This is a genomic window from Algoriphagus sp. NF, assembly GCF_028823735.1.
Lineage (GTDB): Bacteria > Bacteroidota > Bacteroidia > Cytophagales > Cyclobacteriaceae > Algoriphagus > Algoriphagus marincola.
This window is the reverse complement of the sequence record NZ_JAPEIB010000006.1, coordinates 70,587-87,268: the sequence shown is the minus strand read 5'-3', so window position 1 is coordinate 87,268 and position 16,682 is coordinate 70,587. Positions and strand designations below refer to the sequence as shown.

At 42.3% G+C, this 16,682-nt stretch carries 13 protein-coding genes; 8 read left to right on the top strand and 5 right to left on the bottom strand.

The window, feature by feature from the left end:
- Window positions 1-63: 63 nt before the first annotated feature.
- Window positions 64-1,452, bottom strand: coding sequence for a hypothetical protein (locus OU792_RS04380; protein WP_274669576.1), 1,389 nt, complete (start codon window positions 1,450-1,452; stop codon window positions 64-66).
- Window positions 1,453-1,532: 80 nt separating this feature from the next.
- Between OU792_RS04380 and rbfA the strand changes: the two genes are divergently transcribed.
- Entirely contained in the window at window positions 1,533-1,919 is a 387-nt protein-coding gene (gene rbfA / locus OU792_RS04375; RefSeq protein WP_026946719.1) for a 30S ribosome-binding factor RbfA, read from the top strand.
- A gap of 12 nt (window positions 1,920-1,931) precedes the next feature.
- Complete coding sequence (locus OU792_RS04370) at window positions 1,932-3,158, top strand: FtsX-like permease family protein (protein WP_274669575.1); 1,227 nt, start codon at window positions 1,932-1,934, stop codon at window positions 3,156-3,158.
- On the opposite strand, the gene OU792_RS04365 is transcribed toward OU792_RS04370, so the two are convergent.
- Together OU792_RS04365 and OU792_RS04360 are read right to left on the bottom strand one after the other, a co-directional pair.
- Window positions 3,155-4,354, bottom strand: coding sequence for a tetratricopeptide repeat protein (locus tag OU792_RS04365; RefSeq protein WP_274669574.1), 1,200 nt, complete (start codon window positions 4,352-4,354; stop codon window positions 3,155-3,157). The two genes, OU792_RS04370 and OU792_RS04365, sit on opposite strands and share 4 nt — an antisense overlap.
- Window positions 4,355-7,867, bottom strand: a complete 3,513-nt coding sequence (locus OU792_RS04360; protein WP_274669573.1) for a hypothetical protein — start codon at window positions 7,865-7,867, stop codon at window positions 4,355-4,357.
- A gap of 159 nt (window positions 7,868-8,026) precedes the next feature.
- Here OU792_RS04360 and OU792_RS04355 point away from each other — a divergent pair, with 159 nt between their 5' ends.
- From OU792_RS04355 to OU792_RS04340, 4 genes are all read left to right on the top strand, one after another.
- The gene (locus OU792_RS04355) at window positions 8,027-8,617 is read left to right on the top strand and encodes a hypothetical protein (protein ID WP_134199089.1); all 591 of its coding nucleotides are present in this window, start codon (window positions 8,027-8,029) and stop codon (window positions 8,615-8,617) included.
- A gap of 14 nt (window positions 8,618-8,631) precedes the next feature.
- On the top strand, window positions 8,632-9,747 hold the full coding sequence (gene solA / locus OU792_RS04350; RefSeq protein WP_134199091.1) for an N-methyl-L-tryptophan oxidase: 1,116 nt from the start codon (window positions 8,632-8,634) through the stop codon (window positions 9,745-9,747).
- A gap of 76 nt (window positions 9,748-9,823) precedes the next feature.
- Window positions 9,824-11,614 carry an ABC transporter ATP-binding protein gene (locus OU792_RS04345; RefSeq protein WP_134199093.1) on the top strand — a complete coding sequence of 597 codons (1,791 nt, stop codon included), beginning with the start codon at window positions 9,824-9,826 and terminating at the stop codon, window positions 11,612-11,614.
- A 79-nt stretch (window positions 11,615-11,693) separates the two neighbouring features.
- Window positions 11,694-12,482 carry a DUF3050 domain-containing protein gene (locus OU792_RS04340; protein ID WP_134199095.1) on the top strand — a complete coding sequence of 263 codons (789 nt, stop codon included), beginning with the start codon at window positions 11,694-11,696 and terminating at the stop codon, window positions 12,480-12,482.
- Here the strand turns inward: OU792_RS04340 and OU792_RS04335 are convergent.
- Window positions 12,479-13,150: a class I SAM-dependent methyltransferase gene (locus OU792_RS04335; RefSeq protein WP_134199096.1), complete on the bottom strand. Its 672-nt coding sequence runs from the start codon at window positions 13,148-13,150 to the stop codon at window positions 12,479-12,481. The genes OU792_RS04340 and OU792_RS04335 overlap by 4 nt on opposite strands.
- Before the next feature lie 153 nt (window positions 13,151-13,303).
- Here OU792_RS04335 and OU792_RS04330 point away from each other — a divergent pair, with 153 nt between their 5' ends.
- Together OU792_RS04330 and OU792_RS04325 are read left to right on the top strand one after the other, a co-directional pair.
- The gene (locus OU792_RS04330; protein WP_274669572.1) at window positions 13,304-14,674 is read left to right on the top strand and encodes an exopolysaccharide biosynthesis polyprenyl glycosylphosphotransferase; all 1,371 of its coding nucleotides are present in this window, start codon (window positions 13,304-13,306) and stop codon (window positions 14,672-14,674) included.
- Between the two features lie 3 nt (window positions 14,675-14,677).
- Window positions 14,678-15,595, top strand: a complete 918-nt coding sequence (locus OU792_RS04325) for a class I SAM-dependent methyltransferase (RefSeq protein ID WP_274669571.1) — start codon at window positions 14,678-14,680, stop codon at window positions 15,593-15,595.
- Here the strand turns inward: OU792_RS04325 and OU792_RS04320 are convergent.
- On the bottom strand, window positions 15,592-16,506 hold the full coding sequence (locus OU792_RS04320; protein WP_134199099.1) for a universal stress protein: 915 nt from the start codon (window positions 16,504-16,506) through the stop codon (window positions 15,592-15,594). The two genes, OU792_RS04325 and OU792_RS04320, sit on opposite strands and share 4 nt — an antisense overlap.
- Window positions 16,507-16,682 lie beyond the last annotated feature (176 nt).

Sequence of the window (16,682 nt, the reverse complement as noted above, 5' to 3'; positions counted from 1 at the left end):
TTAAAAAGTAAGAACCAGTCTCAAATAACATTTTAAATCGCTGAAATACAAATGTTTGAACCCTTATTTCAAGATAAAGACATTCGTTTTTTCCATTTTATATTTTCGTTCAAGCTCCTTGAACTGACTCAGCAATTGACCAAAGTCACCATGTGGATCATAAACCACTTCAGGCATTTGCTTATTGATCATTCTAAAAAGCTGCACTTTTCTAGCGAAGGTTCGTTCCTTCTCCAAAAGCTCCTGGGATAAATAGTAATTTAGAAAGGGGCCTTTCATGGAATGTTCTTGGTATAAAGAAAGGTCACTGTCAAGCACTAGGACACTTTTTCCCGGCCATTGTGGATTTGGGGATTCTTTTAAGAAATATTCCGATTGTAGCGATCTGTTTTCTGCCCAAAACCACCAAGAACCCAAAGGCAGAAGAATGACCAAGCCCCAAAAGCCTATCTGTAGAGGTAATTTTTTCTTCACCTCCAAGAAAAAAGCAGTAATCAAATAACTTATTAATGGGAGAAAAACCATCATTTCCAAAGCTGCGTGATGCCTTGAAATGAAAATGGCTAAGCCAGCGAAGATTGCCCAGAAAAATAATATTTGCCGCTGTTTCTGCTGATTGATGGAGGCTCCTTTAGATAGTACTCCAAAAAAGTATCCTAAAAATCCCAAAACAAGTGGGAATGCAAAGAGAATTCCTAAGGTGGCGAAGGTATGAAACTGGTATGTTTCGGATGTGAAACTCAAAGGCCAAATTCTCAGAAAATCTTCCAGCCCATTCGACCAGAAATAATAAACCACGATAAGTAACAAAGGCGTGAAGTAGCCAATCAGCGATAGGATCAACTGCCTAAAGCTAAATCCGCTAATAGTCACTCCAACGATAATCAAAAAGGGAAGAAAAACGATATAAATGGGATGAAAGCCCGTAGCCAAACCCCCATAGATTCCAATTAATAAGGTCGCCTCACTGCTTTCTTTTTGGAGGATGGTCTGGGAGAATAGCTGTGATAGTGCAAATAGCACAAAGGTACTACCCAATAGTGCCGGACTTAGGCTCAGCATATCAAAGCTAATATGGAATAGGCTCAGCAAAACAATAGCCGGGATAAATGTATTTTCATCAAAGACGCGGTATCTGATGAGAGCGCTGTTCCAGTAGATCACTTGTATGAAAATCAAAATCCTACCGATGATTTGATAGGCTAGAGAGCTGCCTCCAAATATCCAATCTATCAGAAAGAAAAAGCCAGCCGACAAGGGACCTGTGTCATCTACTAAATCGCGATAGAAGAGCAATCCATCTCCCAATCGCTCACCGAGCAGCATCCAACTCATTTGAAGCTGAGTGAGCGGAAGGTCCGCAAACACCAAATAAAGAATAGTCCAGAGGAGTAGAAAAAAGACTACACCGATTATTCGGAATGGATCGTTTAATTTGAAAAATTGAAACAAGGCTGTAGAATTGGGGTTAGCTGGGTCGAAATTAAAGCTTGCCCAAGTATTTCGCTAAATTTGTACCATAAATACTTCAAATGGAAAGCAAAAGACAACAAAAACACGCAAAACTTCTGCAGAAGGAGTTGGGAGAAATATTTCAAAAAGAGGCTAAACACCTGGTAGGGAAGGCGATGGTGACGATTACGAGGGTTTTTGTCAGTCCTGACTTAAGTGTTGCAAAAGTTTACCTTAGTTTTTTGCTTGCAGACACGCAGTCTACTTATGAGCTCATTCAGGAGCACAAAAAAGAAATTAGACATCATTTGGGTAGAAGAATCGGCAAGTCTGTTCGAATTATTCCTGAGTTGGCATTTTTTCCGGATGAGTCAGCGGCTTATGCCCAGCATATGGATCAGGTGATCTCCGGATTGGAGATTCCCCCAGCGCCAGATGAGGAGGAAGATGAGTCAGATGAAGATTAATTCCTTGGATACTTGAACCTCAGCTATTTTATAGCGGCCCGGTATTTTCGCAGTAAAAAGAAGCGAAACTTTATCACGGTGCTTTCGACTATCTCCATGATTGGAGTGGCAGTTGGTACAATGGCATTGGTGATAGTCATGTCCGTATTCAATGGACTAGAAGACCTGATCCGGGGACTTTTTGCCAGCTTCGATGCGGAGTTGAAAGTGGAGGCTGTTGTCGGGAAAAGTTTCGAAGTGGATTCCTTATGGCTAGATGGGATCCAAAACGTAGATGGAGTAGCTGTACTTACCGAAGTGATCGAAGACAATGCGCTTTTGGACTACAATGGCAATCAATTAGTAGCTACCATCAAAGGAGTTTCGGATAATTTTTTGGAGCAGGACCGTTTTTCCAGAGGATATTTTTGGGGTGACACTACGCTCGGAAGTGATCTCAGACCAGGCGCCATCATGGGTCGTGGAGTTGGGTTTTTCTTGTCTGTAAATCTCAAGGATGTCAATGTCCCCTTGAAGGTCTTTTACCCAAAGGCCCCTCGAAGCGCGGCCACTCTCAATCCCAATCAACTCTATTCCTCCGCTTCGCTTGAGCCGGTTGCATTTTTCTCAGTCGAGCGTCAATTCGATGATGAGTATGTAATTGCCCCTTTGAAGTTCACCCGAGAGCTATTGAACTATGGAAACAAACGGACTTCTCTGGAAATCAAGATTTCGGATGGATATTCCATTGATGAGGTACAAGAAAATTTGAAGGCTCACCTGGGACCTGATTTTTCAGTAAAAAATACTGATGAGCAACATGCGGGCTTGCTACGCACAGTCAAGCTTGAAAAGCTATTTGTTTTTTTGACCCTGAGCTTTATTCTGGCCATTGCCTCCTTCAATATCTTCTTTTCCCTTAGTATGCTCGCAATTGAAAAGAAAAAAGACATTGCTATGCTAAAGGCTTTGGGAGCAAAGGATAAGCTAATTCGGGAAATATTTTTGAAGCAAGGCGCGATGATAGCCGTGGTAGGTGCCGCAATAGGCTTAGTCTTGGGATTTGCGATTGTTTGGCTACAAGAGAGTTTTGGATTGGTTTCTCTAGGCATTGCCTCTGCAGTCGTGGATGCATACCCGGTTCGAATGCTTTGGACTGACTTTGCTTGGATCACCGTGGTGGTCATTTTCATCACATTGGTCGCTTCATGGAGACCAGCCTGGATCGCAGCAAGAGTGAAGACGACGGACGAACTCTAGTCCTGACAGGCTTTTTTAATGACTTCTTGGGCGGCTTCCATTCCCCAATTGGCTGCAAGCTGTAGGTTTTCGCAGGCTTCTTGATTTCTTTTCATCCGAAGGAGCGTGATTCCTCGGTGATAGTAGGCCGTAGGAAGCGTGGGATCTATGCCTATCAATTGAATAAAGTCTGCCAGTGCCTCTTCCAACTTACTCTGTTGGTAGCGAGCTTGTCCCCTGGCAAGGATGATTTGCGTATTGGTTTCATCTAGAAAAAGCCCTTCGCTGTAGTACTTTTCGGCTTGAGCCCATTCTTGCTGCCTGGATGCAATCGTTCCTAGGTATAGATATAATTCAGCGTCTTGATTGTTTAAAGCAAGGGCCTCCCTAAGGTCTCTCTCTGCCAATTTCCAATTTCCTCTTTCTAAAAAATAATAGGCCCGTTTTTTCCAAACTTGGGGGTCACCAGGTTTGTTTTTTACGGCAATATTTAGCGGCTCGATCAATTCTTCTGGATTTTTCCCCCGAATCAAAGCAAGACGTTCTTGAGCAAGAAAATGATCCGGGTCTATTTCCAAAGCTGTGATTAAAGCAGATTCGGCCTCATTGCTCCGATCGAGTGAAAGCAAAGCCTGGCTTTTCTCAGTGAGATAGTCTGGTTCGGGTCGGATCTCAATCGCCTGGTCAAAATAATCATTGGCTTTTTCATAGTTTTCCATCCCCATCTGACAAAGCCCAAGGTGGTAAAAGACTTTTGCTGATAGATTTCCCTGGAGGGTGAAAATTCCCGATACGCCAGCTTGGGTGGAATTTTTTTCGAAAAAGATTTGATTGGTTTCTCCTTTGGGAAGATTCTGAAAGGTCAAAAAATCCTTTTCTGCAGCTTCAAACCTTTCCATTTGAAGAAATATTCTCCCACGACTGAAGTAGGCGGAGGCAAGTTGCGGGTTCAAATTGATGGCTTGATTGTAGTATTCGAGTGCGAATGGAGTGTTTTCTCCAGGAAAGGACTCATAGACCTGACCCATGTACCAGTGAGCAAGCGCATCTTGGGGATAGCTTTTCAGCCAGTTTTCCAGATGAAAAAAAGCCGCTTCCTGATCCTCACGATCCATGGCTTCCAAGGCAGCCTCAAAGTCATTTTTTGGGCTGTTTTGTCTGGCAAGGCCAAAACCACAGAGGGAAATGAATAAAAGGACAAGAAAGATTCGGGTCATTCAGGAATTACTTTTCCCAAATTTAAAATTTAAAAGCCCACGGTTCAAAAGTGCATAGACACTTCCTAGCAATCCGAGTGAACCGGTTAGGTACGCATAGGCCTCTGAGAAGAAATTCTGATCGAAAATACCGATCAATGCAAGACAGATCAATGCGAAACTGACCAGTGAAACCTGAATGCTCTGGGCATTACCTTGTTTTTTCTCAAAAATCCGGAAAGCTTCAAGTTCTGATTCTGAGGTTTGGTCCAAAATATATTTCCTAAAAACCGGACTGTAGAGTTGCCATTCCAACCAAGGGTTTTCTAGCCAAACCGGTTTTTTGACTTTTGTATCCTTTGGTTTTAGGACTCCTTTTTGTGCCAGCCCAATCATGACATCCTTTCGGGCGGGGCTAAAGAATCCCTCTTGAGCAAATGAATAACAGACTAAGCGCTCTAAAAATGAAAGTTCTGCCCACATATTGGTAAAAAATGCCTTCCTGCTTCGCATTTCTCTAAGTAGAATTTCTGGTTTTTCGAAGCCGGTTTCTGTCTCAAGGGTTTCATGGGGAATGGCTAAGAATTTAAATCGGAAATCTGAAAAAGCCTCCGAGAAACGCATGGACTGGTCATTGTCCTTGATTTTTGATAGCAACTCAGGCCAGGTTTTTCCAGAGCATATCCAAATGGACTTGCCTGGACCGTCTAGATTTTCGATGATTTCAATGGCTTTTGTAGGGTCAGTTAGACAGTGGAAATTTTGAAAAATATACATGTCATAGCTCGTGTCAACTTTAAACTGCCAATTGATCTCTTGCGTCAGGAAGTCAATCTTAGCCACAGTTTTAGTGCTATTGGAAAGCAATTGATCCATAATCTCATCAAAATGCCCAGAGTCAATACTGCATACAAAAAGTTTTGGCTGGCTGAGATCAAAATTATCCTCATGTACAGGTTCAAATGTGAAGAAAATGGTACGCTGCAAATAATAGATCAAAAAGCCAAAAAGGAATAGGAGTCCGATCACTCCAATCCAGCCAATTCCAAAGCTCAAGTTTTTCGAGGTCCCTTGCATGGCTGCCCGAAAGACCGTCTGATTTGGTGTGATAAAGTCGAGAATTTTTTGATCAAAAGGATCGGTTACCGTCATCATGATCGATCTTCGGGATTTTTCCAGACTTTCAAGTTGAAGGTTCTGCTCTTCTTTTTCAGAACTTTTGACGCTATTCCAGATTTTTGATTCGAAAATCTGCGTCTTGGACTGAATAAGATAGCCGGGAATAAATCCCACCAATAGAAACCAGGTCACGAGATAAACAGGGAGTACTTTGGAGGCAGGAATGATTTTGATTCTTCCCGGGATTTTTTTGACGAATCCATGCCACAAATAAGTCAGGACAAGAGCCGATAAACTCAATATGAGAATAGGAATCCAACTAATTAAGCCAGATAAAACCGATACTAAAATGATCATGAGGTTGACCCCTAAAGGTGCATAGGCAGTCTCATTGAGGTGGTATTTTTTCGAAGAGTTGCCTTTTGAGCTATTGGAATCTGTTGCTAGGTTGATAAATGAAATCCAAAGGGAGGAAATGATCAACAGGAGTAGTAATCGGATCGGATCGAGTGGTAAATAATAATAGATCGTAAGGACGATCGCCCCATAAATCAGGAAAGCGAAGGTCAGATATTTTAGCTTTCGAAGATTCTGCTGGGTCGGCTTAAGCCATTCGAACAGGAAGGTGTTAAATCCGAAATCAGTCAATAATTGTCGAGAAAGCCCCTGTGCGGCCATTGAAAGGAGAAGAATCAGAAAATACGCTGATAAAATCAAAACGGCCTCCAAGGATGAAAGAGAGGAAAACACATGGGTAAGGTTGTGATTGACTAGGAAGACCATCCAAACCGGTTGGTCAAATCCTGTATCCCGTATCCGTGAAAATACTCCTGTGTACTGATGACCGTTTAGATAGAAGGGCACCTCGAGAGTTTGGTTTTCACCCAAGTCTCTATTGTTTTCTAGAATAGATTCGATTTCCTGCCATTTGACCAGACTGACTCCTTCCTTAAGGTTGGAAATAGGGGAGATTATCTTCTGGCTTTTATATAAGATTCCTCCATCTTCTTTGATGAGGAGGAATCGGAAATTTTTACTGATATCTGCATCTGGTTGAAGCTTGAATGTTACAGCATGGATGTTTCCTTCATCTGTTTTCCTGCTAATTACTGACTCAAGCTGACCACTCCCCCTACTGTAATGAGAGTTGATGAAAACGGAACTATCGCCTTCTTTGAAATACGTGAAATATGCCCGGTCACTCAAGTCAATGGGTGAATTTGAGCCATCTCCAAAATTCAAATCCAGGCCCGGACCTTGAAAATACATTTGTTTGGCAAGGCCATCATCGGAGAATTCTATCAGTTCATTTACCTGTCCAAAAGTGTTTTTTTCACCTTGATCCTGAAAATCTCTCAAAATCGTATTAAAGCGACAAAGACTATCAGTGAACTGTTGGTCTAGGGTCAGGCGTATATTTTTAGTCTCTTGAAGTGGATCGGGTATATTTTTGAAAAAAGAAAAGGCAAATCCCAAAATCAAGGTTAAGCCCAAAAGAGATAAACCCACCTGAAGAATTTTGGATCTTGTCAGTGAGTCTCCAAGCCCCAAATTCAAAATGGCCAAAATGGGCACAGAAGAAATGAGTATAACCAAGAAGAAAAGTAAAATGCTCAGTAAGGAAAAGTTGATCCGAAGGCCTACCTTCATGAATTGGGCCTCGGGAACTGTTCCTACCGCGAAAAGCTGAAGGTTTTCCAGTGTCACCGGAGCGATATAGGCTCTGTTTTTGAATCCGGAAAAATTGATTACTTCGTGATAAACCCCTGATCTTACCACGCCTAGGCTATCTCGTGTCAGGGGGAAAGGCTCAAGTAGCTGAAGGCCTAATTGCTCCTCTGGATAGACTACTTCTCCTTGACTATTCAGTATAAAAAATTGCTGGAATACTTTATTGTTTTCCTGCTTTCTAAGGAGCTCCTCGATAGGAAAGATGACATCAATTATCACGGCATCTTTGATGGATTCTGAGCTGGCTTCAAACTTTCCTGTAAATCCATAACTCGTGAAATAATTCATTTTATCTGAGGGGATTTTCACCTTCAGATTCTTTCGCGAGAGTTCGTTTTGATCTAATGAAAGAGATGGGAGCGGAACTTGACTTTTACCTACCAAGCGGACACTTTCGATTTCAGGTTGAAAGACATTGGCAAGAAGGTCGACGAATTTTTGGGACTCCTTACTGATCGAATCTTCTGAAAAAACAGCGTAGGCCTCCCTGAAAATATACCCTTCCACTCGCTGATAATAATCAGGCAGGGCAGCCTGCATATCATTTTTGACTGCTTGAATACTTCTCAGGTTTTGCTCTTCCAGTTCGGTGATATTATTCGATGACTGGATATACAAGACAGTCCCGATGATGCCAATTACAGGCAAAAGAAAAAGCCAAACCTTTAGAATTTTTATACGCATGGTAAAAAAAATGGAAAAGGAATTTAATTATAATTATCTGAAAATCAACAAAAAAGGATTTTGACAAAGGGTTTTTACGGGAAGGTTTCAAAAAAAACAGGCTAAATTTGCCGGAAGGCACATTTATTGAAACACCCCTTGAACTCAAAAAATACGATAATGAACAAGCATATAGTATTTCTGGCGCTAACTGTGACACTACTTTCGGGTCAGCTTTGGGCCCAAGAAACCAATGAAAATGCACTTCAATCCGGCACAATCGATGAACAGTTTGACTATATCTACGGAGCTTCAAATAATTATCAAGAGTATAAGGTCGTCAGAAGGTCATTTTTGGATCGATTAAAATCAAATATGCTAGACTCCATCCAAACCATGCGAGGAGAGGTTTTGGAGCTCAAAAAAGACGTACAAACCCGGCAGGATTCTATTCGATCCATTCAAAACCTTCTTGCACAGACTGAGTCCGAAAAGCAGGAGGCTATAGCCGCCAAGGACAACTTCAACTTCCTAGGACTTGGAATTCAAAAAGGGGTCTACTCTACTTTTATGTGGGTTTTGGTAGGAGCATTAGCGGCAGCATTAGCCCTTTTCTCTTTTAAATATTTCAGAAGTTTTTCAAAGATCAAAAAGGCCGAAAAAGACCTCGCCGAACTACAGGAGGAATTTGAACAGCACCGCAAAAATACCTTGGAGCGGGAGCGCAAACTCAAGCGAGAACTAATTGATGCCCAAATGGGTAAATCCTGACTTGAAAAGTCTCCATGAAGGATTATGACTATGTGGTAATTGGACTCGGGGCTGTAGGATCCGCCGCCCTTTATTTTCTCTCGAAGAGGGGAAAGAGGATTCTTGGAATCGACCGCTTTGACCCTCCGCATAGCATGGGCTCCTCACATGGGGAAACCCGAATCACCCGACTGGCTGTGGGTGAAGGAAGAGAGTATGTCAAGTTTGCTCGTCGATCCCAAGAGATCTGGCAAGAAATCGAAAAAGAGGCAGGAATTGAGCTTTTCAAACAAGCAGGAGGACTTTTGATCGAGTCCGGCCAAGAAGCTTGGGTGAAATACGGAGGCTCTAGCTTTTTTGATCAAACCAAACAAATCGCTGAAAATGAATCTATTCCACATTCGATTTTGGGTCAGAAGAGATTGAATGAAGAATTTCCTCAGTTCAATTTTCCGGAAAAGGTAAGAGGGTACTTTGAGCCAAGTGCAGGATTTGTCTTTCCTGAGAAAACCATACAAGCACAATTGGATCTTTCCGTAAAGAATGGTGCTAAGGTCCGAGTTCATCAGCCGGTGTTGGGTATTCAGCAAAAAGCGGGATTCGTTGAAATCCAACTTCGAGAAGAAACCCTTCGTGCCAAAAAAGTAATCCTATCAGCCGGCGGCTGGGTAAAGGACTTTGTCGATCCTAGCTTTCAGAAGAAGTTTAAAATCTGTAGACAAGTACTTCACTGGGTGAAGATGAAGGAAGATAGTCCTTTGAAATCCTTGAACTCTGTATTTATGTGGGGATATGGTCCAAAGCCCACAGATTTCTTGTATGGTTTTCCAAGCCAAGATCAGGAAACGGTGAAGATAGCCTCTGAGCAATTTTTGGAAACTGAGCATCCTGAGCAGATCGATCGCTCTTTGAGCAAGCTGGAGCAAGAAAGGTTTTGGAAAGAGAAATTGGAAGGAAAGTTTGTGGGACTTTTACCTGAAATCGTGCGAAGTGAGGTTTGTTTCTACACCGTTACCGAAGACGCCCGATTTATTTTGCAGCCACATCCACAGATGGATCGGGTTTCCTTAGTTTCTGCTTGCTCAGGTCACGGGTTCAAACATGCAAGTGCTCTTGGGGAAATGCTAGCTGCGCAAGTTTTGGCCGAATAACCCTTTCCTCAAATTTCCATGTTTTGGAAGCTTCTTTTCAATCAAAAGGCTATTTTTGCACCAATATTAATTCAGAATGGCTAAAAAAAGGGGAGCGGCGTTAGAAGATCACGAGAAGCGTAAGTTAAGCAAACAAAATTTTCAAAAACTAGGCGGAATATTCCGTTTCATGGTTCCATACAAAGGAAGGTTTATCCTTGGTTTGGTGTTTTTGCTTTTATCTTCGCTTACCCTGCTGACCTTCCCCTTTGTTGCAGGCAAACTGATTGATACAGCTCAGGGCAGTGACTGGATCATTCAGGACATTGATTCCATTGCTTTTTTACTGTTGGGCATTCTAGCAATCCAAAGTGTCTTTTCCTTTTTCCGAGTTTGGTTGTTTGCCCAAGTATCTGAGCGCTCCATGCGGGATATACGGCTGGAACTTTACAGCCGGATGTTGAAATTACCCATGACTTTTTTCGACAAGCGAAGAACAGGGGAGTTGATTTCAAGAATCACTTCGGACGTCAGTTTGCTTCAAGACACCTTTTCAGTAACCTTAGCGGAGCTTTTTAGACAGGTAGTTACTCTTCTGGCAGGTATAGCCTTTCTTTTCTTTACCACACCGAAGCTTACCTTCTTCATGCTGGGATCCTTCCCGGTTTTGGTTTTGCTGGCAATGGTTTTCGGTAGGTTTATTCGCTCTCTGAGTAAGAAAACACAAGATGAACTCGCCTCAGCCAATGTCATCGTGGAGGAGACTTTACAGTCGATTTCAACTGTAAAGTCTTTTGTGGGTGAAGCCTATGAGTCTTTACGCTACTCCAATAAGTTGGGAGATGTGGTTCAAGTGGCGTTGCGTACAGCCAAGTTCAGAGGAGCCTTTATTTCATTTATCATTTTCGCGCTTTTCGGAGGTATCGTAGCAGTAATGTGGTACGGAGCAAGCTTGGTGGCAAGTGGGGAGATGAGTGTGGGTGAATTGGTTTCATTTGTTCTTTATACCACTTTTATCGGGGGGTCGATTGCCGGCTTGGGAGATATTTATAGTCAGGTCCAAAAAGCAATCGGGAGTTCTGAAAGAGTCTTGGAAATACTGGAAGAGTCAGAAGAAAAAAGCGGAAAAAGCAGTGCTCAGGAGGAAATTCGGGAAATCGAGCTATCCAACGTCGAGTTTCGATATCCAACCCGCCCTGAAATGGCTGTTTTGAAGTCACTTTCCATGCGAATTAATACGGGAGACAAAGTGGCATTAGTCGGTCATTCCGGAGCAGGAAAATCGACCATCATCCAACTTTTACTGAGGTTTTATGAGGTAGAGAAGGGATCCATCTCCATCAATGGAAAGTCTATCAATGACTGGAATTTGGACGAGCTCAGAAGGCATATCGGCATGGTTCCGCAGGAGGTTTTGCTTTTTGGAGGAAGTATCCGCGAAAATATCGCTTATGCACGTCCGGAGGCTACTGAGGAAGAAATCATTGATGCTGCCAAAAAAGCCAATGCATGGCAGTTTATCTCTCAGTTTCCAGAAGGACTGGATACATTGGTTGGAGAGCGGGGAGTAAAGCTTTCCGGTGGTCAGCGTCAGCGTGTAGCCATTGCTAGAGCTATTTTGAAAGATCCTAGCCTCTTGATTCTCGATGAGGCAACTTCTTCATTGGATGCCGAATCAGAAGCCCTTGTTCAGGAAGCCCTAGACGAACTGATGAAAGGAAGGACAACGATCATCATCGCTCATAGATTAGCGACGATTCGAAAAGTCGACCGAATCTACGTCCTGAGCGAAGGAAGAATAGTAGAGGAGGGAAGCCATCTGGAACTTGCTGATCGAGAGGATGGATTTTATTCCAACTTGGTTCGTTTACAGTTTGCAGAAAATTAATTATCCCAGATTGTTTTTTTCTATCAAATGAATCGAACAATCCCACAGTCCTTCTGTGTTTTCTCATTAAAATTTATTCATGAACAATCACCTGGATCAATTGATCTCGTCGGTAAGCAATGACCGACAAGAATTACTACATCACCCAATTTATCAAAACTTAAATACCCTAGAAGATTTCCGTGTTTTCATGGAATACCATGTCTTTGCGGTTTGGGATTTTATGAGTTTGCTCAAAGCTCTTCAGCATAGACTGACCGGTATGAGTCTTCCTTGGATACCGGCAGGAGATCCTCTCGTGGTCAGATTGATCAATGACATTGTACTTGCCGAAGAAAGTGATGAAGATGGAAAAGGAGGCTTTTGTAGCCACTTTGAACTTTATTTAAGAGCTATGCAAGAAGCCGGTGCTTCTACCAAGTCTATCAATAGTCTTGTAAAGTCCGTTTCCGCGGGAATGAATCTTGACGATGCGATGAATGTCGCCCAATTACCAGAATTCGTTCAGAAGTTCCTTCGGGTAAATTATCAAACAGCCTTATTCGGTTCTGCACACGAAATTGCCTCAAGTTTTACCTTGGGAAGAGAAGATCTGATCCCTGATTTATTTAGAAAATTGGTGGACGAGCTTGTCAAAGATCAACCTGAGGAATTAAAAACGCTTGGTTTCTATTTCGACAGACACATTCATCTGGACGAAGAAGAACACGGTCCTTTGGCTTGGAGAATGGTCTCTCTTCTTCTTGAGACAGACGTTCACCTTGAAGGCGCCAAGGTTTCTGCCAAAGAAGCTTTGTCTGCCAGAAAAATTCTTTGGGACGGAATCAATCAAGAAATTTTGACTCGAAAAGCGACCTTGGTTCACTAAAGTAAATTGTGTGCAGTGATTGACTTGGTCAATCCTGCCACTTTTTCTTTTAGAATTTCCGAACTAGGGAAAAGTCTCTGCAATTCTTTCTCATCGAGTAGCCTGATCTCAGCGATATAATCCGAGGCTTCCTTGCTTGACCATTTTCTAAAACGGCTGAGTGGTGTCTTCGTGAGCGTGTAAAAAAGTAGCTTTTCGGGCCAATATTGGGCATAAGGCAAGGCATAATGCGCTTCGATCGGAAAGTATCGGTTTGGCGTCTGTACGAAATGCTTTTTCCCCACTCGCTCAATTTCTCCCGCCATTTTCTGCTGGTTTTCCCAAGTAAACAGATGCTCGATTACGGAATTTGAAAAGATGAGATCAAATTCATTTTCCTGATACTCTGAAAGGTTAGTTGCATCACCTGTGGTACTCTTGATAGCAGGATGAGAACTCTCTTCGAGATGGAGGTTGAGCAATGTGATTTCGACCTTTGGATGATCGAGTAGTGAGCTGCCTTTCCAAAAATAATCTGTACCTCCGACGTCAAGAATTTTAACCTGCTGATTTACATCGAATTGATTGTAAAAAAGCTGTTCAAATTGCTGTAAACGTTTTTTTCGAAAATACGCCCCAAGAGAATTGGGATCGTCGGAAGAAGCGAACAGCTTAGAAATTGAGAACATTTAGACTAAAAATCGTTTTGCATTTGAAATTACTCGCAAAAGTAAGCATGCTTGACGATTCTTTTCTTAATTTTGGTTTTGAAATCGTGTTTCGGCCAAAAAATGTAGTCTAGCGCGGTTTTTGCAAAAGTGTAATTGTTTGATCAGATTTTTATGAAGCGCAGATTTGACCGGTGTTTTCCTTGGCTTTTCACAGCCTCTGATTTTATTGCTTCCCTTGTTTCGCTTTTACTGACCAATTTCTTTCTTCAGAAATTTGGAATCTTTGCCAAGGTTGAACTTGACGCCTTTTTGCCGCTTTCCGTGCTTTGGTTGTTGATTTCCCTTCTTCGAAAAGACTATAAAATCGGGCGTACTGATGAGTACGGGGACACGCTGAAGCATCTCTTAGGCACGGTCTTTTGGTTTGTCGGTGCTACGGCTATTCTTTGGATTCCGTTCAATACGCCTGAATTGCAGGTTTTGCCAGTCCTTACTTTGGGAGTAGGCATGCTGGTATTGATGGGAAGTTATCGGGTGTCTGTTCATATGATGCTCCGGTCCTACAGATCTAAGGGGAAGAATTATCGAAATGCGGTCATAGTCGGAAAAGGAGGAACAAGTCCCCGGCTAGCTGATGTATTTCGGATTCGAAAGGATTTCGGAATCAATTTTCTCGGTTATTATGATAATCTCTCCGATTGTGCACAGACCCGTGGAGGGATTCAACAGTTTTTCGAACACGCCCCAGAATTAGACCTTGATCTGATCTATATCCACGAGCAATTAGAGCCAGGATTGGTCCGAAAAATCATTGACTTCGCAGATGAAAATTACATCAAAGTCAAGATGATTCCCGGCGGATCCCTTCAATTGGAGAAGAATCTATCATTTTCAAGGTATGGCGATTTCTTTGTCATCAATGTCAATGAAATTCCTTTGGACAATGCCTTCAATAGCTTTGCAAAAAGAGCTTTTGATATTGTATTTGCCAGTTTGGTTATTGTATTTATCCTTTCCTGGTTGATCCCTCTAGTCGGGTTTTTAATCAAACTGGAATCAAGAGGTCCTATATTTTTTATCCAAAAACGAAATGGAGTCAACAATCAAGTGTTCAGCTGCCTGAAGTTTCGGTCTATGACTCCTAACGATTATGCAGATATTGTGCAGGCAAAAAAAGGAGATCCTCGGGTCACAAGAATTGGGTCCTTTTTGCGCACGACCTCTTTGGATGAAATGCCACAGTTTATCAATGTGCTGCTAGGGGATATGTCAATTGTAGGTCCTCGACCTCATACGATTCCTATGAATCAGACATTTCAAAAGCAAATTGAGCGGTATAATTCCCGACACAAGATCAAGCCGGGAATCACAGGTTTGGCTCAAGTGAGAGGTTTTAGAGGGGAAATTGAAAACCCACATCAGATTCGCTCACGGGTACGATTAGACTCTTTTTATATCAATAATTGGTCATTTTTGCTGGATATGGGTATCATGGTGAAGACAGTTCACGAACTGCTTTTCAACCGGGAGAATGCCTATTGATCGATGAATCGCTGTCATTTTTGTAATAGCGAATCGCTTCGGGATTTTCAGGCAGAAGAGAAAATGCTCGGTCTGGGAGAGCAGTTTACTTACCAAGAGTGTCAGGATTGTCAATCCCTTCAAATCAAATCTGTGCCGTCTGATATTTCTGCTTTTTATAAGTCAGACACCTATTATTCCTTTTCTTCTTTAGTCACTTCAAGTTCGCTAAAAAATTTCCTGAAAAAGGTAAGAATGTGGCTCTTTTTGAAAACAGGAGCCTCGGCATTCAGCCCTTCCTATGGATATTGGCTTAGGGAGTTAAATCCTGCCTATTCGGATCGAATAGTTGATATCGGTTGTGGTAGTGGACAGCTTCTCTATGAGTTGTGGGCATCTGGCTTTGAAAATTTGACTGGAGTGGATCCTTTTTTAGATAGTTCAAAGGATTTGGAACCAGGACTGTCATTGATCAAGGGTGGACTGGAGGACCTTCCGGGGGAATTTGACATTATGCTTATGCATCATGCTTTTGAGCACATGGCAGAGCCAAAGAAAACTTTGGAGACTTGTCGCCAAAAGCTTAAAAAAGATGGAAGACTGCTAATCCGTACTCCTTTGGCAGGAAGTAGCGCTTGGGAAGAATTTGGAGATAATTGGGTTCAGCTTGATGCTCCAAGGCACTTGAATATTCCTAGTTTGGAGGGGTTTAAAAAGCTAGTAAATGACCAAGGTCTTAAGCTCGAAAAGATTCTTTTCGACTCTACAGCCTTCCAATTTTGGGGATCCATTTTGTATCAGCGAGGAATTAAGCTTGCAGGGATCAATTGCGAAGCCCATTTTTCGTCAAATGAATTAAGAGAATTTCAAAAAAAAGCCCTCCGGTACAATCAGGAGGGCAAAGGGGATCAGGTTTGTTTTTATCTGCGCCGAGCAGATTAAATTCGGAAGAGGGCATCGAAAAAGCCCATCGTTTCACCTTTCTTTTTGAAAATTATCATTGGAAGCGAATTATTGACTTCGATGAGTTTCTCGGCTGTACTTCCCAATAGAATTGCTGCGGATTTGGTCCGTCCGCGAGAGCCCAGGATAATCATATCCACGTCCATTTTATGAGCTTCTTCCAGCAATTGTTTACCGGAGCTTTCGCCGCTATCTAAGATAAACTCACATTTCAATTCCGGATGATCGTGTTTGGATACGAATTTTTTGAAGTCCTTTTCGGCATTGAGTCGCATGATTTCAGAGAATTCCTCGAAGGATTTACCAGTCTTGGAGTAGCCTGCTGGGACATGGAAAATATGAACTGGAATCAATTCAGCTTTTAATTCATCAGCTATTCGCTCCCCAAATTCATAAATCATGTGATTGTGCTTGGAAAAGTCCGTGGGTACCATAATACGCTTAGGAATACCAGGAGGGCGCTTTTCCTGAAGCAACATGATGGAGCAGGGGGCTTTTTTTGCAACTCCGTTAGCAAGTGCACCACTACCTACTAGGCTTTCTTTCCTTCCCATCACAATGAGGTCCACATCTTTGATTTTGGCCCATCGGAGGAAGGTCTCTAAAGGATGGCTTCCTTCCTCGGCAAAAATTTCGATCTCGATATTTTCAGGAAATTTCTGCCGTTTGATTTTCTCCTCCATGATTGCCTCGATAGATTCGTCTCCTGGGGCCAAGAGATCTGGATATTGGCTTAGAATGTCATCTGGGATGGCCAAGTTTTTTGCCACATGCACAAAATAGCATTTTTCAACTCCTAAAAACTTCAAGAATATGTTGGTCTTTTGGATCAGGATTTCATCCATTTCGGTCAAGTCCAAACCGATCATGATTTTTGGAAAAATCTTCATGTGTCTGCGTTTTGATTAAAGGCTTTTTCCCTAATTCGATCTTTCACTCTTACGGAGAGCTTCTCATCAGGGTATTTGATAGCGCTTGTTGGTTTCAAAGGCTTAATTTAAGAGATTGATTGAGTTAATTAAACTGTTTTTGTGAAATTGAGCTTTTCAAAGGTTGATCGGGTAAT